Genomic DNA, 26,196 nt, shown 5'->3' with positions numbered 1-26,196 from the left:
TCAGCCGCATTCGGCTAAGCGAATAGTATCACTAAAATTGTTCCGGATAAATAAAGCGCCGCCGCCCTCACACTTTCGCTTCATCCGGCGCAAAAACGCCTCTCATGTAGCTGAGAGTGGCCAACAGGCACAGGCCATAGCCCAGCAGTTCGCAGCCCTCTTCCACCATGTTTTTCACCACCCGGTTGTAGCCGTCCAGCATCAGCGTTTGCCACAGCGCGCTCATGCCGAACAGGCGTGAAAACACCAGAATGCACAGCAGGCCGGCGCACATCATGCCGTAACCGGGATGCGTCGCGAAATAGGCCAGGCCGCGCACCGTAGCCGCAATATGCCGTGCCGCATGCCACAGGCAGGCCAAGGCGACCGCCAGCGCGAACCACACCCAGGCGCCGTGCCACAACGCATCGAAAGCGAAGTCCATCTCGCGGATCAGCATGCAGAGAAAGAAACCGCCGACCAGCATCCAGGCGGAGCGGCGTTCCACCTGCCGCCGGGCCGCGGCGAAAAAACCGCCGGAGATGGCGAGCAGCAACAGTTCCTGCGCCGCTTCGGTCAGCGAGGTTTCATGCACGAAGTTATGCAACCAGTGCACATCGATAAACACCAGGCCGACCAATGCCGCCATGAAGGCGGCGGAAAGCGCGAATGCGCTGATTTTCCCCAGTAAAAGTTTCAGTTCGTCTTGCATAATCAATCTCGTTATCGTTTTAAAGCGCGCCTATGGTAGGCAGCTGAGCCTGTGGGGTGTAGCAATTGGTGCGCAACGTCGGCCTTTACCGGTCAACTGCGGCGAAAAAGGCCATAAAACACAAAAACTGCGCATTTTTTCTGAGCGCAGGTCATTTTGTCGCCGTTGTCGGTGATGCCGCCGCCTCGCGTGGCGCGCTCTGCCGCCAGCCGCTATCCTGAAAGCTGTCCGTTCCAATCGAGACTTATGCAGAACATGAACCGGTTACTTGCGGTCCTCGTCGTGGCATGCGCGGTATTGGCAATGCTGCATGGGCTGATGCATTTTGGCGTGCGTTCGGCGCCGCGGGCGATTGCGGTCAACGAAGCGCCGTTGGGATGTGAGGATGAACCTGAGCTCGCCGGCGAGTGCAACGGCAATGATGAAACGCCGGCCGACGGTTAATTAACGTTACGAGCTATCCCCATTGCCGCCAGGCGCGCGGCAGGCTAGGCTGTTTAGCTCATGGGCCGCCGCTTGGCGGCCTGAACGTTGCACAGGGAGTCTACTTTATGACGGGTATTTTGCAGTTATTCCAGGCCATCGGACTGGGTTTGGTGCTGCTGTTGCCGCTGGCCAACCCGCTGACCACGGTGGCGTTGCTGCTCGGCTTGTCCGGCAATATGACGCGCGAAGAGCGCAATCAGCAGTCGCTGATGGCCTCAGTTTATGTGTTCTGCATCATGACGGTGGCGTTTTACGCCGGGCAGGTGGTGATGAACACCTTCGGCATTTCGATCCCCGGCCTGCGCATCGCCGGCGGCCTGATCGTCGCCTTCATCGGTTTTCGCATGCTGTTCCCGCAGCAGAGCCCCGAAGACGCGCCGGAGGTGGAGAGCAAGTCGCACGAACTGCGCCACAAGACATCGGCCAACATCGCCTTCGTGCCGTTGGCCATGCCGAGCACCGCCGGGCCGGGCACCATCGCGATGATCATCAGCTCGGCGTCGAGCGTCAAAGCGAACTCGCTGGGTTTTGAACCCTGGGTGTTGGCCGTGGCGCCGGTCGCCATCTTCCTGACGGTCGCGGTGATCCTGTGGGCCTGCCTGCTCAGTTCCGGCGCCATCATGCGGTTGGTGGGGAAAAGCGGCATCGAGGCGATCTCGCGCCTGATGGGGTTCCTGCTGGTGTGCATGGGCGTACAGTTCATTATCAACGGCGTGCTGGAGATCATCTCCACCTATACGCCGGCCGCCTGATCATACAAAACGGGCGCGTTCGTCGCGCCCGTTGCCGTTATTTCCCCGCCGGCGCCTGCGCGCCCAAAATGCCCTTGCCTTCCGGCACTTCGGTAAAGCGACTGAGGATCTCGCTGTAGGTCTTGGCCGGATCCAGATCCGGGAACTGCGCCGGATAGATAAACTTCGCCAGATACTCCAGCCCCACGATGTTGTACGGGTGGTTGTAGAAGTTATGGTAGATGCCGTAGAACCGCCCTTCCTTCACCGCCGACACCTGTGAGAACCCCGGGCGCTGTTTCATGCGGTTGAAGGCCTCATCCACCTGTTGCTGCGTCACGCCATAGCCGAACGGCACCGCGGCATTGGTCTTGCTGGCCCACTGTGAGCCGGAAACGATGTAGGCATCCGGTTTCATGGCGATCACTTTTTCCAGCGCCACGTCGCCGGTCGCGCCCGGCAACAGCGCAGAGCCGATGTTGCGCGCGCCGACCGCCTCGACCAACGCGCCCCAGCCGACGTGCGCATGGGTGAAGCAGCAGGATTCCAGACCATTCAGACCGGCCTTGGCTTCGAAGAACACCAACGGTTTGGGCTCCACCGCCTGCGTTTTGGCCAGAATGGCCTGATAATGCTGCTGATAAAAATCGGTATATTGCTTGGCTTCGCTTTCGCGGTTGAGGGTTTCCCCCAACAGCGTCACGCTTTTCGGCGTGTTTTCCACCGGCTTGAGCATGGTATCGATAAACAACACCGGCACGTTCAGCGCCTTCAGCTTATCCAGCACGCCGGTTTGGCTCAGCGAAGGCTTGGAGCGCAGCTGGGCGATCATCAGATCGGGGCGTTTGGCGATCACGCTCTCCAGATTCACTTCGCCTTTATCGCTGAATCCCATGTCGATGATGTTTTTCGCCGCCGGCCATTTGCTCTGCAAGATATCCCAGGTCGCCGCGTCGCTTTTCTTCAGCAGGTTATTCCAGGCCACCAGCCGGCCGAACGGGTTGGCGCGATCGAGCAGCGCCAGCGTGAGAATGTCGCGCCCGTCCTGCACCACGATGCGTTTCGGCTCCTGCTGGAGGGTGACCGTCTGGCCGGAGGTGTCGGTCAGGGTCAACGGATAGGTAGTGGCCATCGCCGGAGAGGCGAGCAAGGCGGCGCAAACCAGCGCCGGCAAAGTGATTCGACGGTGCACGAAAAACTCCTTGGTCATGAATACATTCAGGAAATACTAATGAGAATGGCTTGCATTATCAAAGATAACGCCCGGCATGTCGGCGATTAATTGCAAAGGGATGTGTAAGGAAGGATAAGAGGCGCGCCGGAAGCGGCGCGCCCAGGGGATCACATAAGGCCGTAGATCAGCGCCGACAGCGCAATCAGGCCCATCACCAGCACGAAAACGTTGCTCGCCGCGCGGTACTGGCGCATGGCCGGCACCGCACGCACGGCGTACATCGGCAGGATAAACAGGATCGCTGCAATCAGCGGGCCGCTGATGGTTTCGATGATGTGCAGCGCGCTGGGGTTCCACACCGTCGCCGCCCAGGTGAGCAGGAACAGCGACGCCGCCGAGATGCGGTGCGTCATGCGCGAGGTGAGCGGCTTGCCGACCGCGCGCGTGACACCGTCGATCAGGCTGGTCGCACCTTCCGTCACTCCCAGCGACGTGCCGAGATAGGACTTGGCCATCGCCAGCATCGCCATCACCGGGCCAAGGTAGGCGATCAGCGGGTTGGAGAACTTGTTGGCCAACGTGGTCAGCACCGTGATGTTCTGCTCTTTCGCCTGCAGCATGTCTTCATGAGACAGGCTCAGCACGCAGCTGAACACGAAGAACAGCACGGTAACGCAGATCAGCACATAGCTATAGCGCATGATGCGCGCGCAGCGGCGTTCCGCCTTGTCGCCGTACAGGCTCTTCTGGGTCGAGGCGAAGGAAGAGATGATCGGCGCATGGCTGAAGGAGAACACCATCACCGGCACGGCCAGCCACAGCGAATGCCACAGCCCCGGCGTGTCGAAGCGGGTGGCGGCCAGGCCGTGCACGAAGTTGGCGGTATTCCAGCTCGGCATCAGATAGAGCGAAATGCCCATCAGGAACACCAGCAGTGGGAACACCAGCATGCCCATCGCCGCCACGATGCTGTCTTTGCCGCGCAGCAGCACCAGATTGAGCACAACCACCACCGCCAGGCTCAGCCAGATGCGCGGCAGCGGGGCCACGTGGAACTGATGGATCAGGAAGCTGTCCAGCGCGTTGGTGATCGAAATGCTGTACACCAGCACGATCGGGAAGAACGCCATCAGATACAGCATCATGATGATTTTGCCGGCCAGCACGCCGAAGTGTTCCACCACCACATCGTGAATGTTGCCATCGCGGCTGGAGCCTGAAAGCACGAAGCGACTGAGCGCGCGGTGCGGCAAATAGGTCAGCGGGAAAGCGAACAGCGCCATCAACAGCAGCACCAGCGGGCCGTTCAGGCCGGCGTTGATCGGCAAGAACAGCGTACCGGCGCCCACCGCAGTCGCATAGAGACCGAACATCCAGACGGTGTCGGTTTTGTTCCATTTGGCAGTCTGAGCGGCCGTCAGCGTGCCTGAATCGGGAGAAATCGTACTCATGAGACAGTCTACCTTAATCTGCGGCGACAACGATTGCGCCTAACGGGATATCCTTCTCCGCGAGTTTTTTAATAATAATCAGTGAATTAAAGCGATATTTCATACTTACGCCTGATGAAAGGACGGCAAAGGATAATGAAAAATCCGCTGCGGGTCTATGTTTTATCGGCTGAATGAACGATTTGCGAACACATTGTGCTGAAAAAAACGGCGAGCTCAGTAAAAACTAAGGGCCCCTTGCGGAGCCCTTAAGCGGTTTATTTCTTCGCGTCCGGATGGTCCGGCACCTCGGCGCTGCCCATCTCCTTCTCGTCGCGGATCATCGAGCGGTCTTTACGCACGTCGGCCACGTCGGAAGCGCTCACCGGTTTGGCGCTGTTGCCCCAGCTGGAGCGGATGAAGTTCACCACGTCCGCCACCTGCTGATCGTTCAGACGCCAGCCAAACGGCGGCATGGTGATGTTGGATACCGCCCCCTGCACCGCCGGCGTAGTGTTGCCGGTCAGCACGATGTGGATCAGCGAAGTCGCGTCCTCGGTCTGCACCACCGGATTGCCCTTCAGCGACGGGAAGGCGCGCTTGTAGCCCACGCCGTCGGTGCGGTGGCAGGCCGCGCAGTTATCGACATACAGCGCCGCGCCGGGCTTGCTGTCGTCGCCGCGCCACAGATCCTTGGCCACGCTGTCTTCGACCGGCGCCGCCTGCTGCTTGCCGTCTTTCGGCGGCAGCGATTTCAGGTAGCGCGCGATGGCGGTCAGATCGTCGTCGCTCAGGTATTGCAGGCTGTGCTCCACGACGTCGCTCATGCCGCCGAACACGATGGCTTTGTCGTTACGGCCGGTTTTCAGGAACTCTGTCAACTCGGCTTCGCTCCAGCTGCCCAGGCCATCCTTGCGGTCGCCGCGCAGGCTGGAAGCCACCCAACCGTCGATCGGCGCGTTGCTGCCGGACAGGTAGTCGTCGCTTTCGCTGTTGCTCAACGCTTTTTCCTGCATGGTGATGCTGCGCGGGGTATGGCAAGCGCCGCAGTGGCCCAGGCCTTCCACTAGGTAGCGGCCGCGTTCAATCACCGGATCGGCCTTGGCGTCGGCAACGAAGTCCGCCGGCGACGGCGCAAACATGCCGCGCCAGATGCTCAGCGGCCAGCGCATCGACAGCGGCCACGGGATGTCGGAGTCCTTGTTGGCCTGTTCCACCGGCTGCACGCCGTGCATGAAATAGGCATACATGGCGCGCATGTCGTCCTCTTTCACCAGCGCGAACGACGGGTACGGCATCGCCGGGTACAGGGTGCTGCCGTTTTTGGCTACGCCCTTACGCACCGCGTTGTCGAAATCCTCGAAGCTGTAATCGCCGATGCCGGTTTTCTTGTCCGGCGTGATGTTGGTCGAGTAGATGGTGCCGATCGGCGTCTCCATCGCCAGGCCGCCGGCGAAGGTTTTGCCGTTCTTGCCATCAGTATGGCAGGCCACGCAGTCACCGGCGCGCGCCAGGTACTCGCCGCGCTTGATCAGCTCGCTGCTGACGGTGGCGTCCTGCGCCCAAACGGAAAAACTCACTGCACTGAGAACCAGTGCCGGTACAAATGCTTTCATCGTTCGCCGTCCTTATGCCTGCACCAATGGGCCTGGGTTTTTCAGATACTGCTCGCGAATGGCGCGGGCAGACCAGTAAGCCAGCGCCGCCACGGTGCCGGTCGGGTTGTAGCCCAGCCCTTGCGGGAAGGCCGATGCGCCGATCGAGAACACGTTGTGCACGTCCCAGCTCTGCAAATAGCGGTTGACCGCGCTGGTCTTCGGATCTTCCCCCATCACCGCACCGCCGTTCATGTGGGTAGTCTGGTAGCTGGTGGTGTCGAAGTGGCTGTTGGCGTTTTTCGGGCTGCCAGCGATCAGTTTCGGGTTCATCGCCTTGGCGATCGGCGCCATCTTGTCGTACATGAACTGCGCCATCTTGATGTCGTTTTCCTGCCAGTCGAACGTCATGCGCAGCAGCGGCTGGCCGAACACGTTCTTGTAGTTGGGATCGAGATCCAGATAGTTGTTGCGGTACGACTGGTGCGCGCCGTGGGCGTCCATTGAGACGTGATGGGTATAGGCATCCGCCACCGCCGCTTTCCACTTGCTGCCCCAGGCCGGGGTGCCCGGCGGGGTCGGCAGGCCGGAGATCGGCTTGGTGCCCGCCTGGTTGACCCAGAACGGCGAACCGCCGACGAAGCCTTCTTTGGCGTGATCGAAGTTGTCGGCGTTGAAGTCATCCACGCCCACGCCGTTGCCGCCGGCGCCGATGAACGGGTTGGTGAACACGTCTTTATCAAAGAACGCCTTGATGGTGGTCATGTTCTGGTAGGCGAAGTTGCGCCCGACCACGCCTTCGCCGGTCACCGGATCGTAAGGCTTGCCGATGCCGGACAGCAGCATCAGGTGCACGTTGTGGAACTGGAACGCGCCCAGGATCACCAGATCGGCCGGCTGTTCAATCTCACGGCCCTGCGCATCGACGTAGTTCACGCCGGTGGCGCGGGATTTGTCGTCGGTCAGGTTGACCTTCAGCACGTTGGCGTTGGTGCGCAGCTCGAAGCGTTTCTCCATGCGCAGCGCCGGCAAGATGTTGACGTTCGGCGAGGCCTTGGAATACATGTAGCAGGCGTAGCCGCTGCAGAAACCGCAGAAGTTGCACGGGCCCATCTGCGCGCCGTACGGATTGGTGTAAGAATCCGAGGTGTTGGCGGACGGCAGGTTGTAGGGATGGTAACCCACCTCCAGCGCCGCTTTCTCGAACAGCTGGGCGGAGTAGGTATTTTTCTGCGCCGGCAGCGGGAAGTCGTCGGAGCGATCCGGCGCAAAGCGGTTACCGCCCTTCTGCGCCACTTTCTGCCCTTTGATGGTCCAGGCGGTGCCGGAAGTGCCGAACACTTTCTCCGCCTTGTCGAAGAACGGCTCCAGCTCGTCGTAAGTCACGCCGAAGTCCTGGATGGTCATGTCCTTCGGAATGAAGTTTTTGCCGTAACGCTCTTCATAATGGCTGCGCATGCGCAGTTCGATCGGATCGACGCGGAAATGCACGCCCGACCAGTGCAGGCCGGCGCCGCCGACGCCGGTGCCCGGCAGGAACGCCGCCAGCTGGCGGTAAGGCACCGCGGTCTGGCTGCTGTTATGGCGAATGGTGACGGTGCTTTTCGACAGATCCTGGAACAGCTTGCGCCGAATGTTATAGGTCAGCTCGTCGATCACCTGCGGGTAAGAACCGTCCGGATAGGTGTCGCGCATCGGGCCGCGCTCCAGCGCCACCACGTTGAGGCCGGCCTCGGTCAGCTCTTTGGCCATGATCGCGCCCACCCAGCCGAAGCCGACGATCACCGCGTCTACTTTTTTCATTACCGTTGCCATGGTTAGCCCCTCTCCCCACGAATCGAGACCGGCGGGAAGGGATAACGCTCCCCTCGCTCAACCCAGTCCATAAAATCGGCGCGCGCGCCCGGAAAATTAATCAGCTTCCAGCCAACCATGTCTTTGTTGCCGCCATGGATCGGATCGCTGAAGAAACCTTCACGGGTGTTTTGCAGCAGATAGGAGAAGAACAGTTTCGACGGCAGTTGCTGGAACTCCGCCTCGCCGGACTCGAACTTTTGCAGCAGGGCGTCCTGCTGCGCGCCATCCAGTTCGGCGAAGGGTTTGCCGGCGTTTTTCTTGCTGTAGGCGTCGGCGTCTGCGATGCCGAGGTTGTAGATTTGCTTGGGCACCAGCGGCAGCTGATAGCCCATTTCCTTCGGCACATCGGGGTTGAACGGCCCCTGCATGTACCAGATGGAACCGGTGGCGTACGGGGTATTCATCTGGCGATCGATAAACTCCGGCACGCCGGCTTCCAGCGCGCCGGGGCCGCGTTCGTCGGCCGGGATCAGGCGCGCGACGGCAGCCTTGATGAAGGCCCACTCTTCCGGGGTGAAAAAGGTCGGTTGGTAATCGTTCTGCGTTGAGGTGTTCGAGGCCGCGACCGCCGGTGTCGGTGCCGTCAGCGCGCCAACGCCGCTGCCACCAATTACCGCCGCAGGAATTAAGGTCATCGATTTCAACAAGAAATCGCGCCGCGAATTGTTGGTTTTATGATTCGACATGTCACATTCCATCCAAAGATAGTCACAACTATTTAACCGCAACCTTGCGATCGATACGGGTTTTTAAAATAATTTGTTACTTATTTGTATATTTATTGAAGGTCAGAATGCGCACAAAAGCAAAAATGTTACCGGTAACTTATTGAATGAACGTAAAGATTTATCTGCTAACGTAAATTTAACTTTTTGTGCGGTTTTTCCGATAAGCGGTGAGGAAATAACGAAAAATGAGAGGTGGGTCGCGCACTGGAACGGTGCCGAAAACAAAATCGGCCGCGTTAAGCGGCCGACTCGACAAAAAAGAGGATTACTGCGACATCGCCTGATAGGCGGTGGTCACCTTCCACAAATAGCGCGGCGCCTGCGGCGCCGGGTGCTTTTTCTGGATGTGCTGATAAAACTCATCCGGGCTCATCTGATTGATGCGATTGACCGCCACGCGCTTGTCCGAGGAGAAGGTGCGCAACATGGCGCCCGCCCCGTTCACGTACGAAACGATAGTGGCGTAACGTAAAGTCTGTGGGTTGTTGATCCCGGCTAGCTGCTGGCTTTGAAGAATATTGATATAGGCCGTTCCCAGATCAATATTGACCGCCGGATCCTTCAGCTCACGCGAGCTGGGTTGCCCGCTTCGTCCCTTCATGCGATAGGCGTCGCGGCCGGCGGTAGAAGCCTTAAGCTGCATCAATCCCACTGCGTTCGAGGTGCTGACCACGTTCGGGTTAAACCCGGACTCCACCTGAATAATCGCTTTAATCAGCGTTTCGTCAACGCCATAGTTGCTGGCCGCCTGACGAATGTAATCGTTATAAGCAACCGGGGTGCCCGTGCGGTTTACCGGTGCCTGCGGAGGGGGTTTTAACCAACCGCCGCGCGTTGTGCCACTGCCTGAAATATTGCTTGCCGTTTGCGGGTCTTTGGCGCACCCCGACAAAAGTAAAATTGCCGTAAGGCAACCTATTTTTGTTTTCACAGAATCCCTCACTCCTTTCAATGAGTTGCGTAGCATATACAACTTGTAAGGACACCTGCAGTAATTTTTTGGGCTAATCTCAAGCTATCCATATACCAAGAGGTGATTTATGAGTCAATCTGCAACAAGCTGCTTTGTGGTGACTTTTCGCTATCAGGAAGCGGGATTAACCGACCTGGCGAAGCTGACCGGGCAATTGACGCGCGAAGGTTTTGTCACGTCGGTGACAGACGAAAATGGCGTTCACCACGAACTCGGCAGCAACAGTTTTGCGTTCATAACCGTGTTGGATCAAGAGGATGTACTGCGCCTGGCGCAGGGGTTCGGGCAGTTGGCATTGGGAAAACAGCCGGAGGTGGCGATATGCAGCTGTGAGGACTACCTTCAGCGGTTACATACTGATACATAAAATGCTATAACTCCCCGGACGGTATTATTTTTTCAGTTGGAGAAATACCCCGCCGGCGGTGGGCAAGTGACGCTTGACTTCGCTTCAATTGATATTGATAATCATTTTCATTTGAACCAGGAGACGTCATCATGCCATTGATAAGTTGCGCTTTTCATCGCAGTCGCCCTTCCCGCGCTGCCGCACTGTTACGCCCTTTTACGCTCGCCTGCCTGCTGCTCGGCGCCGCCTTGGTCAGTCAAAACGCGCTGGCGGAAAAAAAGCTGCGCGTGGTGACCACCTTCACCATCATTCAGGATATCGCCCAGAACGTGGCCGGTGACGCCGCCGTGGTGGAATCCATCACCAAGCCGGGTGCCGAGATCCACGACTATCAACCGACCCCGCGCGACATCGTCAAGGCGCAGCACGCCGACCTGATCCTGTGGAACGGCATGAACCTGGAGCGCTGGTTCCAGCGTTTCTTCGAAAACATCAAGCAGGTGCCGGCGGCGGTAGTCACCGAAGGCATTACCCCGCTGCCGATCCGCGAAGGGCCCTATAACGGCAACCCGAACCCGCATGCCTGGATGTCGCCAAGCAACGCGCTGGTGTATATCGAGAACATTCGCAAGGCGCTGGTGGAGCACGATCCGGCCAATGCGGAAACCTATAACCGCAATGCCAAGGCCTACGCAGAGAAAATCGGCGCGCTGGACGCCCCGCTGCGCGAACGCCTGGCGCGCATTCCGGCCGCACAGCGTTGGCTGGTGACCAGTGAAGGCGCTTTCAGCTACCTGGCGCAGGACTATCAGTTGAAAGAGGTTTATTTGTGGCCGATCAACGCCGATGAGCAAGGCTCGCCGCAGCAGGTGCGCCGGGTGATCGACGCCGTGCGCGCCCACCATATTCCGGTGGTGTTCAGCGAGAGCACCATTTCCGACAAGCCGGCCAAGCAGGTGGCGAAAGAAACCGGCGCCAAATACGGCGGCGTGCTGTACGTAGACTCGCTGTCCACTCGCGATGGCCCAGTGCCGACCTACATCGACCTGCTCAACACCACCGTGCAAACCATCGCCAAAGGATTCGATCAATGACCCATGAACCGTTTGCCCGCCCGGAGTTGAACGTGGACGACGTCACCGTGACCTACAACAACGGACACACCGCCATTCACAACGCCAGCTTTACCCTGAGCGGCGGTTCGATCTGCGCGCTGGTCGGTGTCAACGGCAGCGGCAAATCGACGCTGTTCAAAAGCATCATGGGGCTGGTCAAACCCACCAGCGGCCGGGTTTCGCTGAGCGACAAACCGGTGGCGGACGCGCTGAAAAAGAACCTGATCGCCTACGTGCCGCAAACCGAAGACGTCGACTGGAACTTCCCGGTGCTGGTGGAAGACGTGGTGATGATGGGCCGCTACGGCAAGATGAATTTCCTGCGCATTCCGTCACGTGAGGACAGGTTGCGGGTCGACAAGGCGCTGGAGCGCGTCGGCCTCAGCGAGCTGCGCGGCCGGCAGATCGGCGAGCTGTCCGGCGGCCAGAAAAAGCGCGTGTTTCTGGCGCGCGCGTTGGCGCAACAGGGCACTGTGCTGCTGCTGGATGAGCCATTCACCGGCGTGGATGTGAAAACCGAGAATGCCATTATCGAGCTGCTTCGCGCATTGCGCGACGAGGAGCATCTGATCCTGGTCTCCACCCACAACCTCGGCAGCGTGCCGGAGTTTTGCGATCGGGTGATCCTCATCAACCGCACGGTGCTGGCCGCCGGCCCGACCGAAACCACCTTCACGCAGAGCAACCTGGAGCAGGCGTTCGGCGGCGTGCTGCGCCATATCAACCTCTCCGGTCCGGATCTGCACGACGACAACGATCCGCGTACCGTTACGGTGTTGACCGACGATGAACGCCCGGCGGTGTTCTACGGCCACACCAAGAGCGATCCGCCGGCCAACAGCCAGGCCAGGGAGAAACAATCCTGATGCTGGACCTTCTGCTGCAACCTTTCAGTTATAACTACATGGTGAAAGCCATCTGGGTCAGCGCCATCGTCGGCGCCGCCTGCGCGTTCCTGTCCGCCTATCTGATGCTGAAAGGGTGGTCGTTGATGGGCGATGCGCTGTCGCACTCGGTGGTGCCCGGCGTGGCCGGCGCCTATGCCCTCGGCCTGCCCTACGCCGCCGGCGCCTTCTTCACCGGCATGCTGGCGGCGCTGGCGATGACGCTGGTGCGCCACATCACCCGGCTGCGCGAAGACGCCATCATCGGCTTTATCTTCTCCACCTTCTTCGCCGTCGGCCTGCTGATCGTGTCGCTCAACCCCACCTCGGTCAACGTACAGTCGATCATCTTCGGCAATATCCTCGGCATCGCCGACGAAGACGTGCTGCAGGTGGAAATCATCATCGGCGTTTCGCTGCTGATCCTGTGCCTGGTGTGGAAAGACCTGCTGGCGGTATTCTTTGACGAAAGCCACGCGGTGTCGATCGGCCTGTCGCCGCTAAAGCTGAAGATCCTGTTCTTCACCCTGCTCAGCGCCTGCACCGTCGCCGCGCTGCAAACCGTCGGCGCCATTCTGGTGATCGCCATGGTGATCACCCCGGGCGCCACCGCCTACCTGCTGACCGACCGCTTCAGCCGGTTGGTGATCATCGCCATCATCATCGGCGCATTGACCAGCGGCGTCGGCGCCTATCTGAGTTTCTTCCTCGACGGCGCCACCGGCGGCGTGATCGTCACCCTGCAAACGCTGGTGTTCCTGGCGGCGTTCTTCTTCGCGCCGAAACACGGCCTGCTGGCGGCAAAACGTCGCGTGGCGCATTCGCAAACCGGAGGCCGCTGATGGACACGCTCTACCAACTGCTCAGCGAACCCTTCGCCTACCCGTTCATGCAGCGAGCGATCGTCGCCGCCATCGTTACCGGCGTGGTGTGCGCCGTGCTCTCCTGCTATCTGGTGCTCAAAGGCTGGTCGCTGATGGGCGATGCCATCTCGCACGCGGTGCTGCCCGGCATCGTAGTGGCGTTCGTGGTCGGCATTCCGCTGGCGATCGGCGCCTTCCTTTCCGGCATCTTCTGCGCGGTGGCCACCGGCTACCTGAAAGAGAACAGCCGGGTGAAAGAAGACACTGTGATGGGCATCGTTTTCTCCGGCATGTTCGCCTTCGGCCTGGTGCTGTTCTCGCGCATCGACACCGACCAGCACCTGAGCCACATTCTGTTCGGCAACATGCTGGGCATCACCGACGGCGAGCTGAAGCAAACCCTGCTGATTGCCGGCATCACCCTCGCGGTGGTGTTGCTCAAGCGCAAAGACTTCATGCTGTACTGTTTCGACCCGCACCACGCCCGGGTGATTGGCCTGCCGGTCAAGCTGCTGCACTACGGGCTGCTGTGCCTGCTGGCGATGACCATCGTCGCCTCGCTGCAGGCCGTAGGGGTGATTTTGGTGATCGCCATGCTGATCGCCCCCGGCATCATCGCCTTTATGCTGTGCCGCCGGTTTGATCGCATGCTGATGGCGGCGACGGTGGTGTCGGTGTTCTCCTGCGTGCTCGGCACCCTGATCAGCTTCCACATCGACGGCGCCACCGGGCCCTGCATCGTCATCGTGCAGGCCGTGCTGTTCGTTGTCGCCTTGTTGTACAGCAAGCTGCGTCCGTTACAGGGTAACAAAAAAGCCCCGATGGGCAGTTAAACGCCCCTCTGATGCGGCGGGGTTCCCCGCCGCATCCTATCTTTCCCTCGCTTATCCGTTGTCATCAAGTTGCAACCGGTATTGCGCTTAAATTAATCAATAGGGTATATACTTTGAGCTGGCGAGCCGTTGAAAAAATCGCCGCCTTTGACGCCGGCTGTGCGCCGCGTCGTGTTTTCACCACGGGAAAGACGCTAACCTAATGAATTATCAGGCAGCACAGAGGGGGAGATACCATGTGGCAAGCCGTTAGTCGTCTGTTAAGTGAACATCTTGGCAGCGCAGAGATACGCGAAAGGATTGAACTGCCCGGGGGCGACATTCACCCGGCGTGGCGCGTGAGTTACGGTGATAACGAGGTGTTCGTGAAATGCGACGCCCGGGAACAACTGCCGATATTCACCGCCGAAGCCGATCAGCTGGCGTTGCTGGCGCGCAGCAAAAGCGTGCGGGTGCCGGAAGTGTACGGCGTCGGCAGCGATCGCGACTACAGCTTCCTGCTGCTGGAGTATCAGCAGCTGAAACCCCTCGATGCTCACGGCGCCTACTGCCTGGGCCAGCAGTTGGCGCATTTGCACCAGTGGAGCGAGCAACCGCAGTTCGGTCTCGACTTCGACAGCGATCTGACCACCACCCCGCAACCCAACGCCTGGCAGCGCCGCTGGTCGGAATTCTTCGCCGAGCAGCGCATCGGCTGGCAGCTGCAGCTGGCCGCGGAGAAAGGCATGACCTTCGGCGATATCGACGACATTGTCGATCGGGTGTATCTGCGCTTGCAGCACCACCAGCCGCAACCGTCTCTGTTGCACGGCAACCTGTGGCCGGGCAACTGCGCGATGACCGCCCACGGGCCGATTCTGTTCGACCCGGCCAGTTACTGGGGCGATCGAGAGTGCGATTTGGCGATGCTGCCGCTGTATCCGGAGCTGCCGCCGCAGATCTACGACGGCTATCAGAGCGTGTGGCCGCTGGGGGCCGGGTTTATCGAGCGCCAGCCGCTGTATCAGCTGTACTACCTGCTCAACCGCAGCAACCTGTTCGGCGGCCAGCATCTGGTGGCTGCACAACGCGCGGTGGAGGCGCTGTTGCAGCCGGAGGCGTCATAACGTTCCGGGGCGCCGAGCGGCGCCCCGTTGATGGCTCAGGCCGCGCCGGCCAATTGCCCTAACAAGCGGATCACGAACCAGGCGATCACCGCAATCACGATCGGCAGGATGTACAGCGGGAAGTACTGCAGGAAGATGGTGTGGTGCGGCAGCGTGATACGCTCCTCCAACTGCTGGCGCGTGTGCCCTTCGCTGCCCTTGGCCTGCTCCAGGATCATCTGATCTTCCAGCCCTTCGCGAATGAACTTGACCTGACGTGACATGCGCGCGCCGGAAGCCTGCAAGGCCAGCCCGACGAAGATCAATATATAGATGATGATGAACATCAAATTGGCGCCGCTGAACAGGCTTTTATCCACGTCAGGCACCGGCGAGTTGTACCAGAAAAGGTTCAGGAACGGCGTATTGAAACGCACCATATCCACCATCACGTGGACAAAATCCAGCATCACTGCGTTGATGCCTTTGGTTTTTTCACTGTGCTGATAGATAAAGCCCAGCACGGAAATCAGCGTCGACAGCAACGCCGGGATAAAAACCACCCATCCGAGAATGCGTTTCAAAATGGCGATACGCCCGGCCTGTTGATACGTCATGTGTTCCCCTTGTTAGCGACGTAACCGAATCGGCTAAGTCTACCTGCAGTTGGCGAAACTCGCCCACCGTTTTCTTCATTCCCGCTGTGCTACAAGCTTAGCCGAATTAGTCGAAATCAAAAACTTAACCGCGCCGGCACACTATCATTGAAGAGATAACGTTATCCATTCGGGCAGAGGCCGCCATGATTCGACTGATTATCTTATTGCTGGGCGCGCAGGCGCTGCATGGCCAGCGCCGCCTGCTGGTGCTGTTCGGTTGGCTGTGGATAGCCGCAGGGGCGCTGATGCTGTTCGACATACTGCAGGATGGCCGGTCGGTGCTGGCGCTGGATGCGCTGGCGGTCATCCTGGCGCTGGAGGGGTTGGTGGCGGTATCCGCCGCGCTGGTGATCGGCTCTTCGGCCAGCAGGCCGGTGCTGCTGAAAGGATTGGGTTTTGTCTTTATGGCTTTTTTAATGCTGGACGTGCCCGCAGACGATAACATCGTCGCCACCGTGGTGTTTGGCAGTGCACTGCTGCTTGACGGCGCCGTGCGCATCGCCTCCTCCACGGTGATTCAGCACAGTCGATGGAAAGGCGTGGCGCTGGCGGGCGGCGGCGAGATCCTGCTTTCATTGATGATTTTTGTCGGCTGGCCGGCGCCGCATCGGATGACGGTGCCCTTTTGCCTCGGCGTGATGATGGTGCTTTCCGGCTGGGCCTTATTGCGTATCGCCCGCAGACTGACAAACTTCTCTCTGAATCAGCACCCCGCGCGGCAGCCACCGCCCCCGGAGGATGAGACTGCGCCGCTCACGGTGTATGTCTGGACACCGATTGGTGCGGCTAAAGATCCGCGCCGGCGTTACATCGTCGACCGATACATCGCGGCGGTCGACGGCGGCGGCAATATCTCCACCGGTCACGCCGCCCTGGCGCTCGCGCCGGATGTGTATATCAGTCACTACCCGCTCAACGACATCAGCCATTCCGTTCAAGATTTCCGCCAGTTGTTGCATGCCGGCGATCAAAACAACGTCGATGGGCGCTTTCTGCCCGACCTGCCGGGCGAGATCGCCAGTTGGTGCCCACCGGACAAGAAAATTCAGTTCTATCGCTATAACCCGGCGGCGCTGCGCGCATTCTGGCTGCGTTATCGGCAGGACGCCACCTACAACCTGACTCGGCGCAACTGCTCCACCACGGTCATCGGCGCGCTCGACAGCGCGTTGGAAGGCGTGCTGGGCGATAAACATCTGTGGCGCCGTTTTCTGCTGCTGGTGCTGGATCCCAACCTGTGGATGCTGGCGGTACTGCGCAGCCGTGGCGAAAGCATGACCTGGACGCCAGGCTTGGTGCTGGACTATGCGCGCATGTTGCAACAGGTTACCGAGCGCCAGCACCAACGTTGGTGGCTAAAGCTGCGCGAAATGTGGACTATCCTTCGCTTTGGCAAAAGCCACTCGCGCAGGCAAAGATTTTAGTCTCGCCGCCGGCGATGATAGAGTGTCGGCACATTCACCCGCGCCGACAGGAGTTAACCGCTAATGGCTTATTCGCAACGCATTGAAACCGCAATTTTTGATATGGACGGCTTGTTGATCGACTCGGAACCGCTGTGGCTGCAGGCCGAGCTGGATATCTTCGGTGCGCTGGGTTTGGATCTGTCCGATCGTCACAAGCTGCCGGACACGCTGGGGCTGCGCATCGATCTGGTGGTGAAGATGTGGTACCAGGCGATGCCGTGGCAAGGGGTTTCGCTCGATGAGGTGTCGGCGCGGATTATCGAGCGCGCCATCGAGCTGGTGCACGAGACGCGCCCGCTGCTGCCGGGCGTTCAGCAGGCGCTGGAGCTGTGCCGCCGCCAGGGGCTGAACATCGGTCTCGCCTCCGCCTCGCCGCTGCACATGCAACGGCAGGTGCTGAAGATGTTCGATCTTGAAGGTTACTTCGATCAGCTGGTTTCCGCCGAATACCTGCCATACAGCAAGCCGCACCCGGAGGTCTACCTGATCGCCGCCGAACGCCTGGGCAGCGATCCGCTGCGCTGCATCACGCTGGAAGACTCCTTTAACGGCATGATCGCCACCAAGGCCGCGCGCATGCGTTCCATCGTCATCCCGGCGGCCGAATACCGTCACGATCCGCGCTGGGCGCTGGCAGACCACAAGCTGGAGACCCTGGAACAGCTCACTGCCGCTCACTTTGCCTGACCAGCGGCGCCGGCCGCCGGCGCCCTGCGTTTGCCGCCCTGCGCCATAAAAGGGATCCGTACCGCAAAATAAACAAAACAGCGTTTCATTATTATTGAATTAGCATGTTGTTATTATTATGCTGGGCGGCAGGAAAGCGACGGTCCGCGGAGCGTTGTCACTGCCACGCAGCGCTGTTTAGGGCCGCCGCTTCCTCCCGCCACACGCCAAGCCACCGTCCTTTTTTCTCATCTTAATGCATCGCCCATTGCCCGCTTTTTATTCTCGCCCGTCAAAATCGATGATTTGTTACGCATTGCCGTAACAAGCCGTTGTAAAACAGGGAAAAACAAACAATTAGTTACAGGGTAACTGCTTCCACTACTGGGAATTTTCCCATATACTGGATAAATTAACAGTTTACCAGCCGGAATCGCAACAGCATGACCGCGGAAGGACACCTTATATTCTCTGTCGCTTGCGCGATCTTCGCCAAGAAGGCGGAAGTGACGCCAGAGCTGGCTACCGGCGACTGGTGGCACATCATACCCGCCGCGCTGCTGACCTCGCTGCTGCCGGACATCGATCACCCCAAGTCGGTGCTGGGCCAGCGCCTGCGCTGGATCGCCTTGCCCATCGCCCGCGCCTTCGGCCACCGCGGTTTCACCCACAGCCTGCTGGCGATCGCCGGCGGCATGGCGCTGTTCCAGCTGGACGTGCCGCGCAGTTGGCCGATCCCGGCCGACGCGCTGCACGCCATGATCATCGGTTACTTCAGCCATCTGCTGGCCGATATGCTCACCCCCGCCGGCGTGCCGCTGCTGTGGCCATGCCGCTGGCGTTTTCGCCTGCCGCTGCTCAACTCGCAAAAAGGTAACCAGCTGGAGCGGGTGCTGTGTCTGTGCCTGGTGGCGTTTGCCATCTGCTGGCAAGGTGATTTCACCCTGCCGGTGCAATCCTATGTCGAGCAAATCAGAAATATCAGACTCTGATCACAAAAAAACGCTTAACCCATCACCTTGATGTATATAAAACAAACAAAAACACACAAAAAGCTATATCAAATTCCATTTGGATATAAGTGGGCCACTCGGCAAACTGTTACGATATTTACATCGCGACATACGTGATGCGTTGTCGTTTTTATAAGAAAGATTATTGGAGACATTGGGGATGAATCTTCCGCTCGTGATTAACGTGCTGGTGTTTGTCGCGCTCCTTTTGCTGCTGGCGCAAACCCGCCACAAGCAATGGAGTCTGGCGAAAAAAGTGCTGGTCGGCCTGGTGGTCGGCGTGGTGTTCGGTCTGGGCCTGCAGCTGGTGTACGGCTCCGACAACCCGGTACTGAAAGAATCCATCAGCTGGTTCAACATCGTCGGCAACGGCTATGTGCAACTGCTGCAAATGATCGTCATGCCGCTGGTGTTCGCCTCGATCCTGAGCGCGGTGGCCAAGCTGCATAACGCCTCTTCTCTGGGCAAAATCAGCGTACTGACTATCGGCACGCTGCTGTTCACCACGCTGATCTCGGCGCTGGTGGGCGTGCTGGTCACCAACCTGTTCGGTCTGACCGCCGAAGGCCTGGTGCAGGGCGCGCAGGAAAGCGCGCGCCTGACGGCGATCCAGACCAACTACGTGGGCAAACTGGCCGACCTGACCGTGCCGCAGATGGTGCTGTCGTTCATCCCGAAAAACCCGTTCGCCGATCTGACCGGCGCCAGCCCGACGTCGATCATTAGCGTGGTGATTTTCGCCACCTTCCTCGGCGTGGCGTCGCTGCAGCTGCTGAAAGACGACAAGCCGAAAGGCGAGCGCGTGCTGGTGGCTATCGACACCCTGCAGGCCTGGGTGATGAAGCTGGTGCGTCTGGTCATGAAGCTGACGCCGTATGGCGTGCTGGCGCTGATGACCAAAGTGGTCGCCGGTTCCAACATTCACGACATCGTCAAGCTCGGCAGCTTCGTGGTGGCCTCCTACATCGGCCTGGCCATCATGTTCGTGGTACATGCCATCCTGCTGGCCTTCACCGGCGTGAACCCGATGAAGTTCTTCCGCAAGGTGTGGCCGGTGATCACCTTCGCCTTCACCAGCCGCTCCAGCGCCGCCAGCATTCCATTGAACGTGGAAGCGCAGACCCGTCGTCTGGGCGTGCCGGAATCCATCGCCAGCTTCTCGGCGTCGTTCGGCGCCACCATTGGCCAGAACGGCTGTGCGGGCCTCTACCCGGCGATGCTGGCGGTGATGGTTGCGCCGACCGTCGGCATCAACCCGCTGGATCCGGTGTGGATCGCCACCCTGGTCGGCATCGTCACCATCAGCTCCGCCGGTGTGGCGGGTGTGGGCGGCGGCGCCACCTTCGCCGCGCTGATCGTGCTGCCGGCGATGGGCCTGCCGGTGACGCTGGTCGCGCTGCTGATCTCGGTCGAACCGTTGATCGACATGGGCCGCACCGCGCTGAATGTCAACGGCTCCATGGCGGCAGGCACCATCACCAGCCAGCTGATGAAGCAAACCGACAAAGCCGTGATGGACAGCGAAGACGAAGTCGAACTGGCTCACCGCTAACGCCGTCTCAGAACAAAAAAACCGGGGATTATCCCCGGTTTTTTTATGCCCCGCGTTCGGTCGTTACGGCCGCTCGCCGTTCGCCAGCCGCCGGTTGATATCGGCGATCACATCCGGTAATTGCGCCAGTGTGTCTATCACATAATGCGCGCCCGCCGCGTACAGCTTATCGGCGGCCGCCGTGCGGCGCTGCGCTATTTCCCCTGCCGCCATTTGACGGTACTCCGACCAGGTAGCGCCGAACTCGTTGCCGGACAGCGCCAGCCCGACGCTCCACATCCCGGCGTTCAGCCCTTCGGCAATGCCCGGCACCGCGTCATCCACCTTCACGCAGTGCGCCACCGCATCGATGCCCAGCGCGATCGCGTTCTGCAACGCCATCCACGGCCCCGGCCGCCCGCCGGCCGCGAGATCGTCAGTGGCGACCCAGTAATCCGGCGCGTAACCGCGCTGCGCAGCGGCCGGCGCCAGCACCTCCATCACCGCGCGCGGATAACCGGAGCAGGAGCCGATTTTAATGCCCTGTTCGCGCAGCCCGGCAATCACCTGCGGCACGCCCTCAATGGGATCGGCGAAGTCGATCACTTTGGCGATTTGCAGCGGCATAAACGCCTGATACAGCGCGTCGATGTCTTGATGGCTCATCGAGCGGCCCAGCTTCTGTCGCCAGCGCGCGTCGATCGCCGGCAGTTTGCCCAGCGCCTCGATGTGCTGCCATTTGCCGAGGCCCATCGGAATGCGCGCTTCCGCCAGGCTAATGTCGATATCGAAGGTGTGCTTGAACGCCTCGACGAAAATCTGCGTCGGCGCAAAGGAGCCAAAGTCCACCGTGGTGCCGGCCCAGTCGAGGATCACTGCGTTGATCTGTTTCATGGTCAATCCTTATTGATTCCAGTACATCGCCTGCCCGACGGCCGCCAGCAAACGTTCGATATCCTGCGGATAAATTTCCCCGATGTTGCCGATGCGGAAGCAGTCGCTCTGCGACACTTTGCCGGGATAAATCACGAAACCTTGCTGCTTCAGGCGCTGATAAAACTCGGCGAAGCGGTAAGTGTCGGCCTTCGGCGAATAGAACGCGGTGATGATCGGCGAATGCAACGCATCGTCCAGCAGGGTTTCAAAGCCCAGCTCGCGCATGCCCGCCACCAGCCGACGCTGATTAGTCTGATAGCGGTGGTGGCGCGCGGCAATGCCGCCCTCTTGTTCCAGCTCTTTCAGCGCCTGCGCGAAGGCCAGCACGGTGTGGGTCGGCGACGTAAAGCGCCATTTGCCGGCCTGATCCTCCATACAACGCCACTGGGCATACAGATCCAGCGACAGCGAGCGTGAACGGCCGGCGCATTTCTCCAGCTCGCTGCAGCGGGCGATGACAAAAGCGAAGCCCGGCACGCCTTGAATGCATTTGTTGGCGGAGCTGATCAGAAAATCGATGCCCAGCGCGTCCACATCCAACGGGATGCCGCCGAAGCTGCTCATGGCGTCGACGATAAAGGTCTTGCCGTTGCGCGCCGCCAGACCGGCAACCTTCTGCAGCGGGTTGAGCATGCCGGTGGTGGTTTCACAGTGCACCATGGCGATATGGCTGATGCGCGCATCGCTTTTCAGCACCGCCTCCATCGCCGTCACATCCGGTTCATTCACCTCACCGCAGTCGAAAGCGTGGTGGTCGATATCCATCAGCCGCGCCATTTCGATCATCCGCGCCCCGTAGGCGCCGTTGTTGACGATCAGCAGCTTGTCCTGCGGGCCGATGACCGTGCCCAGCACGCCCTCTACCGCGAAGCTGCCGCTGCCTTGCAGCAGCACCGAGGTATAACCGGCGGACGGCGTCGCCAGCGCCACCAACCGTTGGCGAATGCGCTGCACCACGCCGAGGTTGTAATCTTCATCCCAGGTGCAGCTGTCATACAGCATCGCCTCTTTCACCGTTTTCGACGTGGTCAACGGGCCGGGGGTCAACAGCAGGTAGTTACGATCGGACATGTTATTCACCTATTGGTCTATACCAGATTGCGCGCATTGTGGCGGCAAATTCCTGCCCCGGTCAAACGACAAAGCGCGGTGAAACAAAAAATTCATCTGGCTATGTATAATAAGCGCGTGCCGGAATGTCGGGCCGATGCCATAGCGAGATGAAATGAAAGAACATCAGGGCGATATGCCTCACTACCTGCAGATCAAGGATCAGCTTCAGGCGCGCATCACCCGCGGCGCGCTACAGGCCGGCGATAAGCTGCCTTCGGAGCGCGAGCTGTGCGCCATCTTCTCCACCACCCGCGTCACCATTCGCGAAAGCCTGGCGCAATTGGAAGCCACCGGCGCCATCTACCGCGCCGATCGCCGCGGCTGGTTCGTCACGCCGGAACGGCTGTGGCTGGATCCGACGCAGAACACCAACTTCCACCGTCTCTGTCAGGAGCAAGGGCGCACGCCGCACACCGCGCTGCTGTCCGGCGAAAAAACCACGGTGCCGCTCGACGTGATGCAGCCGCTGGCGCTCGAACCGTTCGATCAGGTGTATCTGCTGCGCCGCGTGCGGTATGCCGACGGCCGCGCCATCTGCTATTGCGAGAACCACTGCTTGCCGCAGCGGGTGCCGGCACTGCTCAGTCACGATCTCAACGGCAGCCTGACCGAGGTTTATCAACAGCATTACGATTTGATTTACAGCAACATGCACCTGTCGTTCTACCCGACCGCCCTGCCTTATCGCGCCGCCAATGCGCTCGGCGCCATGGTCGGCCTGCCCGCGTTGCTGCTGCGCCGGTTGAATTACGATCAGCACGGCCGCATTCTCGATTTCGATATCGAATACTGGCGCCACGACAGCCTGCGCATCGAAGTCGATACGCTTTAACCCCCTGCATGACGGGGCTGCGCCTGCCGCTCCGCCTTTCTCTCCCACGCCTAATCCCCGCCGCCGGCAACTATATTTTGCCGCTTTCATTTGTTTGTCATATTTGCCGATTAGCTTGGCCGCATATCTGGTGTATACCAGTTTCGCATGAATCCGCAACAGTGAGGCTGAAGCTATGAAATTCTCTCGTCTGGTCGTGATGACCGCCATCGCACTCGGCGCCGCGCCGGCCTGGGCCGCCGACGCGGTGGTGACCGTCTACTCCGCCGATGGTCTGCACGACGGCGATCACAGCTGGTATCAAACCCAGTTCGACGCCTTCACCCAGGCGACCGGCGTCAAAGTGCAGTACGTCGAAGGCGGCTCCGGCGCCATCGTGGAGCGCCTGTCGAAGGAGCGCAGCAACCCGCAGGCCGACGTGCTGGTGACGCTGCCGCCGTTCATCCAGCGCGCCGCCGCGGAAAAACTGCTGCAGGATTTCACCCCGCAGGATGCGGCGCAGATCGCCGACGCCCAGCCGCAGTTCGTGCCGCTGGTGAACAACTACCTGAGCTTCATCTATAACGCCAAACTGCTGCCGCAGGCGCCCGCCAGCTATCAACAACTGCTGGACGCGCAATTCCGCAATAAGCTGCAGTACTCCACGCCGGGTCAGGCGGGTGACGGCACCGCGGTGATGCTGCAGGCGTTTCACAGCTTCGGCAGCAAAGATGCCGGTTTCGACTACCTCGGCAAGCTGCAAAGCAACAACGTCGGCCCTTCGGCCTCCACCGGCAAGCTGACCGCGCTGGTCAATAAAGGCGAGTTGCTGGTGGCCAACGGCGATCTGCAGATGAATCTGGCGCAGATGCGCAGCAATCCGAACGTGAAGGTGTTCTGGCCGGCCGGGCCGGACGGCAAACGCAGTACGCTGGTGCTGCCTTACTATATCGGCCTGGTGCAAGGCGCGCCGCAAAGCGCCAACGGCAAAAAACTGATCGACTTCCTGCTGAGCAAAGAAGCGCAGAGCAGCGTCAGCGCCATTTCCTACGGTATGCCGGTGCGCAAGGACGTCACCCCGACCGACGATAACTTCAAGCAGTCGCAGGCGGCGCTGAAAGGCGTGGACATCTGGGCGCCGGACTGGAACCAGGTGGTGAACAGCCTGTCCGCCGATATCTCCCGCTGGCGCCAGGTGACCGAATGACGCTGACGATGCCTTCTACCCTCTCTTCCCGCGCCGAGGCGCGGGATAGCAGCCTCGACATCGCCGGGCCGTCGGGCATTCAGCTCAACCGCGTCAGCGTGTCGTATCGCGGCACCGAGGTGCTGAAACCCCTCACGCTCACCATCGCTCCCGGCGAAGTGCTGGCGCTGATCGGCCCCTCCGGCTCGGGTAAAACCACCGTGCTGCGGGCGATCGCCGGATTCGTGCAGCCCTCCGCCGGACGCATCGCCATCGGTGACATCGATGTCACCGACGTGCCGCCCTATGAGCGCGGCCTGGGCATGGTGGTACAGAACTACGCGCTGTTTCCGCATATGCGCGTCGAGGACAATGTGGCGTTCGGCCTGCGCGCGCAAGGCAAGCCGCGCGGCCTGACCGCCGAGCGCGTCGAAGAAGCGTTGGCCATCGTCGGCATGTCCGCCTACGCCAAGCGCTATCCCAGCCAGCTTTCCGGCGGCCAACAGCAGAGGGTGGCGATCGCTCGCGCCATTGCGGTGCGCCCCAAAGTCTTGCTGCTGGATGAGCCGCTGTCGGCGCTGGACGCGCAAATCCGTCACAGCATGGTGGAAGAGATCGCCCGCCTGCACCGCGAGCTGCCGGATCTGACCATCCTGTACGTCACCCACGATCAGGGGGAAGCGCTGACGCTGGCGGACAAGATCGGCATCATGCGCGACGGCCACCTGATCGCCCACGGCGAAACCCGCGCGTTGTACCACCATCCGACGAACCGCTTCGCCGCCGAGTTTCTCGGCCGCGCCAACCTGCTGCCGGCCACCGCCCTTGAGACTACCGCGCAGCAAGGCATGACCACCGTCAGCTGCGCCGGCAAAGTGATCGGCTGTTTCACCTACGGCGCACAACGCGGCTTCGACAAGCTGCTGTGCATCCGGCCGCAGCATATTGCGCTTGATGCCGACGCCCAGCGCAGCAACTGCCTCATCGGCACGCTGCGCGATATTCATTGGCAGGGGGAGCTGACGCACCTGCAGTTCGAGGTACAAGGCCATTCGCTGCGCGTGGTCACCACCCATCGCAGCCGGATGCCGCAGATCGGCGAGCGCGTGCCGCTCTATTTCGCCCCCGACGATGCGGTACTGATCGAGGACTGACATGACCGACTCTACGCTTATTCGCCCGGCCCTGCGGCTGCGTTTCCCGCGCAGTCTGTGGATCCTGCTGCCGCTGCTGGTGCTGGCGACGCTGTTTTTCTACCCGTTGGCGCTGATCGTCAAACAGGCGTTTACCGACGATCAGGGGCTATTCAGCGCCGCCGCGCTGCAACAGGTGTTCGAATCCCGGCGCTTTGTCAGCGCTCTGCTCAACACGCTGCAGATTGCGCTGCTGGCGACGCTGGGCTGCCTGGTGCTCGGCACCCTGCTGTCGCTGCTGCTGGTGTTCACGCCGTTCCCCGGCAGCCGACTGATCGCCCGGGTGATCGATACCTTTATCGCCATGCCGACCTTCCTGATCACGCTGGCCTTCACCTTTATCTACGGCTCCGCCGGTCTGCTGAACGGCACGCTGATGACGGCCTTCGGTTTCACCCTGCCGCCGGTGGACTTTCTTTACTCCATCTGGGGGGTGATCCTGGCGGAAATCACCGTGTTTACGCCGCTGGTGATGCGCCCGCTGATGGCGGCATTGTCGCAGATCGATCGCAGCCAGCTCGAGGCCGCCAGCATTCTCGGCGCCCGGCCGGGGCGCGTGGTGCGCCAGGTGATTTTACCGGCCGCGCTGCCGGCCTTGCTGGCCGGTGGCAGCCTGTGCCTGCTGTTGACCACCAATGAGTTCGGCATCGTGCTGTTTATCGGCGCCAAGGGCGTCACCACGCTGCCGATGATGGTCTACACCAAAGCGATTCTGGAGTCGGATTACGCCGTCGCCTGCACGATCGCCGTCGTGAATATCGCGCTGTCGCTCGGGCTGTTCTCCCTTTACCGCTACGCCGCGGCGCGCGCCGGGCTGAGGAACTGACG

General features: G+C 60.4%; 26 protein-coding genes. 16 read left to right on the top strand and 10 right to left on the bottom strand.

The genetic code is table 11. From position 1 onward, the window contains the following. Nucleotides 1-67 precede the first annotated feature (67 nt). Entirely contained in the window at nucleotides 68-691 is a 624-nt protein-coding gene (locus ACJ8PL_RS06875) for a hypothetical protein (protein WP_049300234.1), read from the bottom strand. Nucleotides 692-937: 246 nt separating this feature from the next. On the opposite strand from ACJ8PL_RS06875, the gene ACJ8PL_RS06870 reads away from it, so the two are divergent. Both ACJ8PL_RS06870 and ACJ8PL_RS06865 read left to right on the top strand, forming a co-directional pair. Beyond that, nucleotides 938-1,135: a hypothetical protein gene (locus ACJ8PL_RS06870; protein ID WP_050072186.1), complete on the top strand. Its 198-nt coding sequence runs from the start codon at nucleotides 938-940 to the stop codon at nucleotides 1,133-1,135. 107 nt (nucleotides 1,136-1,242) lie between these two features. Further along, nucleotides 1,243-1,929 (top strand): MarC family NAAT transporter, encoded by a 687-nt coding sequence (locus ACJ8PL_RS06865; RefSeq protein ID WP_016927970.1) that lies wholly within the window; start codon nucleotides 1,243-1,245, stop codon nucleotides 1,927-1,929. A gap of 37 nt (nucleotides 1,930-1,966) precedes the next feature. On the opposite strand, the gene ACJ8PL_RS06860 is transcribed toward ACJ8PL_RS06865, so the two are convergent. The 6 genes from ACJ8PL_RS06860 to ACJ8PL_RS06835 all read right to left on the bottom strand — a co-directional run bounded on the left by ACJ8PL_RS06860 (nucleotide 1,967) and on the right by ACJ8PL_RS06835 (nucleotide 9,623). Next, nucleotides 1,967-3,100, bottom strand: coding sequence for an ABC transporter substrate-binding protein (locus ACJ8PL_RS06860; RefSeq protein WP_028128169.1), 1,134 nt, complete (start codon nucleotides 3,098-3,100; stop codon nucleotides 1,967-1,969). A 149-nt stretch (nucleotides 3,101-3,249) separates the two neighbouring features. After that, nucleotides 3,250-4,533 (bottom strand): serine/threonine protein kinase, encoded by a 1,284-nt coding sequence (locus ACJ8PL_RS06855; protein ID WP_033640513.1) that lies wholly within the window; start codon nucleotides 4,531-4,533, stop codon nucleotides 3,250-3,252. Between the two features lie 257 nt (nucleotides 4,534-4,790). Further along, nucleotides 4,791-6,128, bottom strand: a complete 1,338-nt coding sequence (locus ACJ8PL_RS06850; protein ID WP_004931431.1) for a c-type cytochrome — start codon at nucleotides 6,126-6,128, stop codon at nucleotides 4,791-4,793. A gap of 12 nt (nucleotides 6,129-6,140) precedes the next feature. Next, nucleotides 6,141-7,922: a GMC family oxidoreductase gene (locus tag ACJ8PL_RS06845; protein ID WP_004931432.1), complete on the bottom strand. Its 1,782-nt coding sequence runs from the start codon at nucleotides 7,920-7,922 to the stop codon at nucleotides 6,141-6,143. A 2-nt stretch (nucleotides 7,923-7,924) separates the two neighbouring features. Next, nucleotides 7,925-8,650 carry a gluconate 2-dehydrogenase subunit 3 family protein gene (locus ACJ8PL_RS06840; protein WP_033640515.1) on the bottom strand — a complete coding sequence of 242 codons (726 nt, stop codon included), beginning with the start codon at nucleotides 8,648-8,650 and terminating at the stop codon, nucleotides 7,925-7,927. A 307-nt stretch (nucleotides 8,651-8,957) separates the two neighbouring features. Continuing rightward, complete coding sequence (locus tag ACJ8PL_RS06835; RefSeq protein WP_004931439.1) at nucleotides 8,958-9,623, bottom strand: transglycosylase SLT domain-containing protein; 666 nt, start codon at nucleotides 9,621-9,623, stop codon at nucleotides 8,958-8,960. Between the two features lie 109 nt (nucleotides 9,624-9,732). Between ACJ8PL_RS06835 and ghoS the strand changes: the two genes are divergently transcribed. The 6 genes from ghoS to ACJ8PL_RS06805 all read left to right on the top strand — a co-directional run bounded on the left by ghoS (nucleotide 9,733) and on the right by ACJ8PL_RS06805 (nucleotide 14,815). After that, entirely contained in the window at nucleotides 9,733-10,032 is a 300-nt protein-coding gene (gene ghoS, locus ACJ8PL_RS06830) for a type V toxin-antitoxin system endoribonuclease antitoxin GhoS (protein WP_016927977.1), read from the top strand. Between the two features lie 131 nt (nucleotides 10,033-10,163). Further along, the gene (locus ACJ8PL_RS06825; protein ID WP_079449311.1) at nucleotides 10,164-11,108 is read left to right on the top strand and encodes a metal ABC transporter substrate-binding protein; all 945 of its coding nucleotides are present in this window, start codon (nucleotides 10,164-10,166) and stop codon (nucleotides 11,106-11,108) included. Next, nucleotides 11,105-11,995 carry a manganese/iron ABC transporter ATP-binding protein gene (locus ACJ8PL_RS06820; RefSeq protein ID WP_442530989.1) on the top strand — a complete coding sequence of 297 codons (891 nt, stop codon included), beginning with the start codon at nucleotides 11,105-11,107 and terminating at the stop codon, nucleotides 11,993-11,995. The genes ACJ8PL_RS06825 and ACJ8PL_RS06820 overlap by 4 nt, the downstream gene beginning before the upstream one ends. After that, nucleotides 11,995-12,855, top strand: coding sequence for an iron/manganese ABC transporter permease subunit YfeC (yfeC, locus tag ACJ8PL_RS06815; RefSeq protein ID WP_049300231.1), 861 nt, complete (start codon nucleotides 11,995-11,997; stop codon nucleotides 12,853-12,855). Before ACJ8PL_RS06820 ends, yfeC begins: the two co-directional genes overlap by 1 nt. Next, nucleotides 12,855-13,709, top strand: coding sequence for a metal ABC transporter permease (locus ACJ8PL_RS06810; RefSeq protein ID WP_261105372.1), 855 nt, complete (start codon nucleotides 12,855-12,857; stop codon nucleotides 13,707-13,709). The genes yfeC and ACJ8PL_RS06810 overlap by 1 nt, the downstream gene beginning before the upstream one ends. Before the next feature lie 236 nt (nucleotides 13,710-13,945). Then, entirely contained in the window at nucleotides 13,946-14,815 is an 870-nt protein-coding gene (locus ACJ8PL_RS06805) for a fructosamine kinase family protein (RefSeq protein ID WP_004931452.1), read from the top strand. Between the two features lie 35 nt (nucleotides 14,816-14,850). Here ACJ8PL_RS06805 and ACJ8PL_RS06800 read toward each other — a convergent pair whose 3' ends face one another. After that, entirely contained in the window at nucleotides 14,851-15,411 is a 561-nt protein-coding gene (locus tag ACJ8PL_RS06800) for a YniB family protein (RefSeq protein ID WP_004931453.1), read from the bottom strand. 185 nt (nucleotides 15,412-15,596) lie between these two features. Here ACJ8PL_RS06800 and ACJ8PL_RS06795 point away from each other — a divergent pair, with 185 nt between their 5' ends. The 4 genes from ACJ8PL_RS06795 (at nucleotide 15,597) to ACJ8PL_RS06780 (ending at nucleotide 20,150) form a co-directional block, all read left to right on the top strand. Beyond that, the gene (locus tag ACJ8PL_RS06795; protein ID WP_234214204.1) at nucleotides 15,597-16,877 is read left to right on the top strand and encodes an HdeD family acid-resistance protein; all 1,281 of its coding nucleotides are present in this window, start codon (nucleotides 15,597-15,599) and stop codon (nucleotides 16,875-16,877) included. Nucleotides 16,878-16,940: 63 nt separating this feature from the next. Continuing rightward, nucleotides 16,941-17,606, top strand: a complete 666-nt coding sequence (gene hxpB, locus ACJ8PL_RS06790) for a hexitol phosphatase HxpB (RefSeq protein WP_016927985.1) — start codon at nucleotides 16,941-16,943, stop codon at nucleotides 17,604-17,606. A gap of 422 nt (nucleotides 17,607-18,028) precedes the next feature. Next, nucleotides 18,029-18,577, top strand: coding sequence for a metal-dependent hydrolase (locus ACJ8PL_RS06785; RefSeq protein ID WP_004931456.1), 549 nt, complete (start codon nucleotides 18,029-18,031; stop codon nucleotides 18,575-18,577). 181 nt (nucleotides 18,578-18,758) lie between these two features. Next, nucleotides 18,759-20,150 (top strand): L-cystine transporter, encoded by a 1,392-nt coding sequence (locus ACJ8PL_RS06780; protein ID WP_016927986.1) that lies wholly within the window; start codon nucleotides 18,759-18,761, stop codon nucleotides 20,148-20,150. Nucleotides 20,151-20,213: 63 nt separating this feature from the next. Here ACJ8PL_RS06780 and phnX read toward each other — a convergent pair whose 3' ends face one another. Together phnX and phnW are read right to left on the bottom strand one after the other, a co-directional pair. Further along, nucleotides 20,214-21,023 (bottom strand): phosphonoacetaldehyde hydrolase, encoded by an 810-nt coding sequence (phnX, locus tag ACJ8PL_RS06775; protein ID WP_016927987.1) that lies wholly within the window; start codon nucleotides 21,021-21,023, stop codon nucleotides 20,214-20,216. A gap of 9 nt (nucleotides 21,024-21,032) precedes the next feature. Further along, nucleotides 21,033-22,136 carry a 2-aminoethylphosphonate--pyruvate transaminase gene (phnW, locus tag ACJ8PL_RS06770; protein ID WP_342097326.1) on the bottom strand — a complete coding sequence of 368 codons (1,104 nt, stop codon included), beginning with the start codon at nucleotides 22,134-22,136 and terminating at the stop codon, nucleotides 21,033-21,035. 154 nt (nucleotides 22,137-22,290) lie between these two features. On the opposite strand from phnW, the gene phnR reads away from it, so the two are divergent. The 4 genes from phnR to phnU all read left to right on the top strand — a co-directional run bounded on the left by phnR (nucleotide 22,291) and on the right by phnU (nucleotide 26,194). After that, the gene (phnR, locus tag ACJ8PL_RS06765) at nucleotides 22,291-23,010 is read left to right on the top strand and encodes a phosphonate utilization transcriptional regulator PhnR (protein ID WP_016927989.1); all 720 of its coding nucleotides are present in this window, start codon (nucleotides 22,291-22,293) and stop codon (nucleotides 23,008-23,010) included. Nucleotides 23,011-23,185: 175 nt separating this feature from the next. Then, the gene (locus ACJ8PL_RS06760; RefSeq protein ID WP_016927990.1) at nucleotides 23,186-24,196 is read left to right on the top strand and encodes a 2-aminoethylphosphonate ABC transporter substrate-binding protein; all 1,011 of its coding nucleotides are present in this window, start codon (nucleotides 23,186-23,188) and stop codon (nucleotides 24,194-24,196) included. Nucleotides 24,197-24,204: 8 nt separating this feature from the next. Continuing rightward, a complete protein-coding gene (gene phnT, locus ACJ8PL_RS06755) occupies nucleotides 24,205-25,329 on the top strand; it encodes a 2-aminoethylphosphonate ABC transport system ATP-binding subunit PhnT (RefSeq protein ID WP_046688468.1) in 1,125 nt (374 codons plus the stop codon). A gap of 1 nt (nucleotide 25,330) precedes the next feature. Further along, nucleotides 25,331-26,194: a 2-aminoethylphosphonate ABC transporter permease subunit gene (gene phnU / locus ACJ8PL_RS06750; RefSeq protein WP_016927992.1), complete on the top strand. Its 864-nt coding sequence runs from the start codon at nucleotides 25,331-25,333 to the stop codon at nucleotides 26,192-26,194. Nucleotides 26,195-26,196 lie beyond the last annotated feature (2 nt).

The sequence above is a fragment of the Serratia sp. CY83965 genome, from assembly GCF_052166375.1.
Lineage (GTDB): Bacteria > Pseudomonadota > Gammaproteobacteria > Enterobacterales > Enterobacteriaceae > Serratia > Serratia marcescens.
Note: the sequence above shows the minus strand (reverse complement) of the source record. Positions and strands in the feature narration are given on the sequence as shown.

Excerpts from the sequence above, each read along its gene's own strand:
- ACJ8PL_RS06870 (WP_050072186.1), top strand. The coding sequence starts at position 938 with ATGCAGAACATGAACCGGTTACTTGCGGTCCTCGTCGTGGCATGCGCG.
- phnW (WP_342097326.1), bottom strand. The coding sequence starts at position 22,136 with ATGTCCGATCGTAACTACCTGCTGTTGACCCCCGGCCCGTTGACCACG.
- ghoS (WP_016927977.1), top strand. The coding sequence starts at position 9,733 with ATGAGTCAATCTGCAACAAGCTGCTTTGTGGTGACTTTTCGCTATCAG.
- hxpB (WP_016927985.1), top strand. The coding sequence starts at position 16,941 with ATGGCTTATTCGCAACGCATTGAAACCGCAATTTTTGATATGGACGGC.
- ACJ8PL_RS06780 (WP_016927986.1), top strand. The coding sequence starts at position 18,759 with ATGAATCTTCCGCTCGTGATTAACGTGCTGGTGTTTGTCGCGCTCCTT.
- ACJ8PL_RS06760 (WP_016927990.1), top strand. The coding sequence starts at position 23,186 with ATGAAATTCTCTCGTCTGGTCGTGATGACCGCCATCGCACTCGGCGCC.
- ACJ8PL_RS06845 (WP_004931432.1), bottom strand. The coding sequence starts at position 7,922 with ATGGCAACGGTAATGAAAAAAGTAGACGCGGTGATCGTCGGCTTCGGC.
- ACJ8PL_RS06875 (WP_049300234.1), bottom strand. The coding sequence starts at position 691 with ATGCAAGACGAACTGAAACTTTTACTGGGGAAAATCAGCGCATTCGCG.
- ACJ8PL_RS06840 (WP_033640515.1), bottom strand. The coding sequence starts at position 8,650 with ATGTCGAATCATAAAACCAACAATTCGCGGCGCGATTTCTTGTTGAAA.
- phnT (WP_046688468.1), top strand. The coding sequence starts at position 24,205 with ATGCCTTCTACCCTCTCTTCCCGCGCCGAGGCGCGGGATAGCAGCCTC.
- ACJ8PL_RS06810 (WP_261105372.1), top strand. The coding sequence starts at position 12,855 with ATGGACACGCTCTACCAACTGCTCAGCGAACCCTTCGCCTACCCGTTC.
- ACJ8PL_RS06820 (WP_442530989.1), top strand. The coding sequence starts at position 11,105 with ATGACCCATGAACCGTTTGCCCGCCCGGAGTTGAACGTGGACGACGTC.
- yfeC (WP_049300231.1), top strand. The coding sequence starts at position 11,995 with ATGCTGGACCTTCTGCTGCAACCTTTCAGTTATAACTACATGGTGAAA.
- ACJ8PL_RS06865 (WP_016927970.1), top strand. The coding sequence starts at position 1,243 with ATGACGGGTATTTTGCAGTTATTCCAGGCCATCGGACTGGGTTTGGTG.
- ACJ8PL_RS06855 (WP_033640513.1), bottom strand. The coding sequence starts at position 4,533 with ATGAGTACGATTTCTCCCGATTCAGGCACGCTGACGGCCGCTCAGACT.
- ACJ8PL_RS06825 (WP_079449311.1), top strand. The coding sequence starts at position 10,164 with ATGCCATTGATAAGTTGCGCTTTTCATCGCAGTCGCCCTTCCCGCGCT.
- phnU (WP_016927992.1), top strand. The coding sequence starts at position 25,331 with ATGACCGACTCTACGCTTATTCGCCCGGCCCTGCGGCTGCGTTTCCCG.
- ACJ8PL_RS06850 (WP_004931431.1), bottom strand. The coding sequence starts at position 6,128 with ATGAAAGCATTTGTACCGGCACTGGTTCTCAGTGCAGTGAGTTTTTCC.
- ACJ8PL_RS06785 (WP_004931456.1), top strand. The coding sequence starts at position 18,029 with ATGACCGCGGAAGGACACCTTATATTCTCTGTCGCTTGCGCGATCTTC.
- ACJ8PL_RS06795 (WP_234214204.1), top strand. The coding sequence starts at position 15,597 with ATGATTCGACTGATTATCTTATTGCTGGGCGCGCAGGCGCTGCATGGC.
- phnX (WP_016927987.1), bottom strand. The coding sequence starts at position 21,023 with ATGAAACAGATCAACGCAGTGATCCTCGACTGGGCCGGCACCACGGTG.
- ACJ8PL_RS06805 (WP_004931452.1), top strand. The coding sequence starts at position 13,946 with ATGTGGCAAGCCGTTAGTCGTCTGTTAAGTGAACATCTTGGCAGCGCA.
- ACJ8PL_RS06800 (WP_004931453.1), bottom strand. The coding sequence starts at position 15,411 with ATGACGTATCAACAGGCCGGGCGTATCGCCATTTTGAAACGCATTCTC.
- phnR (WP_016927989.1), top strand. The coding sequence starts at position 22,291 with ATGAAAGAACATCAGGGCGATATGCCTCACTACCTGCAGATCAAGGAT.